Origin of the sequence: Terrisporobacter sp., assembly GCF_017888745.1 — a bacterium.
Taxonomy (GTDB): Bacteria; Bacillota; Clostridia; order Peptostreptococcales; family Peptostreptococcaceae; genus Terrisporobacter.
This window is the reverse complement of sequence record NZ_JAGHFM010000248.1, coordinates 1-2,901: the sequence shown is the minus strand read 5'-3', so window position 1 is coordinate 2,901 and position 2,901 is coordinate 1. Positions and strand designations below refer to the sequence as shown.

Annotated in this window: 2 protein-coding genes and 1 pseudogene; all 3 read right to left on the bottom strand. The window is 28.1% G+C overall.

Annotation, left to right across the window (positions count from 1 at the left end):
* Positions 1 to 28: 28 nt before the first annotated feature.
* The 3 genes and pseudogenes from pdxT to J7G74_RS11360 all read right to left on the bottom strand — a co-directional run bounded on the left by pdxT (position 29) and on the right by J7G74_RS11360 (position 2,877).
* A pseudogene (gene pdxT, locus J7G74_RS11370) lies at positions 29 to 589 on the bottom strand (pyridoxal 5'-phosphate synthase glutaminase subunit PdxT).
* A 22-nt stretch (positions 590 to 611) separates the two neighbouring features.
* Entirely contained in the window at positions 612 to 1,487 is an 876-nt protein-coding gene (pdxS, locus tag J7G74_RS11365) for a pyridoxal 5'-phosphate synthase lyase subunit PdxS (protein WP_297135400.1), read from the bottom strand.
* Between the two features lie 244 nt (positions 1,488 to 1,731).
* Positions 1,732 to 2,877 carry a hypothetical protein gene (locus tag J7G74_RS11360; protein WP_297135398.1) on the bottom strand — a complete coding sequence of 382 codons (1,146 nt, stop codon included), beginning with the start codon at positions 2,875 to 2,877 and terminating at the stop codon, positions 1,732 to 1,734.
* Between the last annotated feature and the right edge of the window lie 24 nt (positions 2,878 to 2,901).

The following is a 2,901-nucleotide window of genomic DNA, read 5'->3' as shown; positions in this document are numbered from 1 at the left end:
TTATTTATTTCTTTATTATAAAATTAAATTAACTATTATTAATATTTGATTTCACCATATCTAAAAAATACTTATGTACTCTGTTGTCATCAGTCAATTCTGGATGAAAAGATGTTACCAGCATATTGTTTTGTCTTGCTGCAACTATATTTCCATCAACAATAGATAATACATCCACACCTTCTCCTACATTTTTAATATAAGGAGCTCTAATAAATACCATTTCTATATCTTCACCAATACCTTTCATATAACATTTAGTATTAAAACTTCCAAGTTGTCTTCCATAGACATTTCTAATTACTTCAATATTCATAGTCTCTAAATGTTTTGTGTTATCATTATAAATATTTTTTGATAATAAAATCATACCTGCTCAAGTTCCCCATACTGGCAGACCTTCTTCTATCATTCCTTTTAAATCATTATACAAGTCTAATGTCCTAATTAACTTTCCCATAGTAGTACTTTCACCACCAGGAATTATTAATCCATCTATTCCTTTTAACTCTTCTTTATTTCTTATCTCTAGGATGCTAACATCTAAATCTTTTAACATACTTATATGTTCTCTATAAGCACCTTGCATAGCTAATACACCTATTTTCATATTACCACCCTCTTGATGATAATAGTTCTTCATTTTGTAAAGAACTTACTGATACTCCACTCATAGCCTCTCCTAAATCTTCTGATATTTCAGCTAACACTTTAGGATTATTGTAGTTAGTAACTGCTTTTACTATAGCTTCTGCTCTCTTTTCAGGGTTATCTGATTTAAATATTCCAGAACCTACAAATACTCCATCACATCCTAATTGCATCATCAAAGCTGCATCTGCTGGTGTTGCTATTCCTCCTGCCGCAAAGTTTACCACTGGAAGTTTTCCATTTTCATGGACATATTTTACTAAATTAAAAGGAGCTCCCATTTCTTTAGCTGCGTTCATAAGCTCTTCTTCTCCCATTGATACAATACTTCTTATTTGTGATGTAACAGTTCTCATATGCTTTACAGCTTCTACAACATCCCCTGTTCCAGCTTCACCTTTAGTTCTTATCATTGCAGCACCTTCGCCAATTCTTCTTAATGCTTCTCCTAAATTTCTTGCACCACATACAAAAGGTACTTCAAAATTTAACTTATCTATGTGATATAAATTGTCTGCTGGCGTTAACACTTCACTTTCATCTATAAAATCTATTTCTAATGCTTCAAGAATTTGTGCTTCTACAAAATGACCTATTCTGACCTTTGCCATAACTGGTATACTTACAGCGTCTTGTATTTCTTTTATCATTTTAGGATCTGACATTCTTGCCACTCCACCTTGTTTTCTTATATCTGATGGAACTCTTTCCAATGCCATTACTGCACAAGCCCCCGCATTTTGTGCAATTAGAGCTTCTTTAGCATTTGTTACATCCATTATTACTCCACCCTTTAGCATTTGTGCTAAATTTTTATTTAATACTTCTCTACTCATATTGTACCCCCTAATATTTTTATTTTATAAATAAATAGTAGTACAATACGGATTGTATCACAATAACCCTTAATATTTTTCTATATAAATACAAATCGTATTAATACAATTCATATAAAATATAAGTATTTGCTGTAACCTTATTAAATTTTTAAATTTTCACAATAGCATTTACTCTAAAATTTTCTTAACATAAAAAGCTATACACTTGAACATTCTTCGTCTAAGTATATAGCTTTTGGCTTTATATATCTGATACTTTCTCTCTTTTAATTCTTCTAATAAGCATAACTGATGAAATTAAGATTAATAATCCATATATTATATACAATATATACTTAGGATAATAAGTAGTAGTTAAATAATCCATCCCAATAGCTTTTAACCAACATCCAAATATAAATAATATTGGTATTTGAATACCTATTGCACTTATATATGTACTTGTTCTAGATGATACACAAATTGTCACAATAGATGTAATAATTGATACAATATAAGTTAAAATCACCGACAGAATTATATATTGACCAAATGTTATATCATACCAAGATGACATAGCACTTATAAATGAACTTATACTACAATCCCAGAACATATAAGTATTATTAGATTTATACACTGTAAACAAAATCCCTAAGTGTATTGTAGTTATAACTATAGATGATATTAAACTTGCAATTACTTTTTTGATAAAAAGTTTTCTTCCTGTCTTTGTAGTATATTGAATATAATTCACTTTATTTTTATTATCATTGATAAAAATAGGACATATTAAAATAGGAATACATATTAAGACTAATAAATTTATTCCAAATATTAAACTATTGTAATTTCTAAATATCATAAAATTTAAAGGAGAATTAAATCCATTACTGTCTTTAATTTCTTCATGTCTGGCTTTCTGAGCTGAGCTTTCCTCTTCATAGTTTGAGCTTATCAAAAATTCCTTATCTTCATAGCTTTCTATAAGATTGTCTAAACTTTGTAACTCCCAGAATACTTCTACATTATCTTCAAACATTACTTTACTTATTAATTTATCTGCTTTTTGATTATACCCCATTTTGCTCCTGAATTTTATATAATCTTCATAGCTATTAATATTTTCTTTTGCAAACTCCTCATCACTTAATAAATATCTATTAGCTTCTTTTATTTTTTCTTCCCTATATAGCTTAAAATCTTTAAACTCTTCTTCATCCATAGATGTTCCGTAATTTTTCAGCATATATACGCTAGTATCATAATCATAAATATCAGATCCATTTTGAAAATGCTCTATATTAAAGCTTATAAATAAAAACCATATTATAATTGTTATTAAAGCCGCTACAATCATATTTATTGGATTAAATATCTTTTTTATCTCATTTTTAATTATGTTCATAATCTCTCCCTTAATTTATATCTT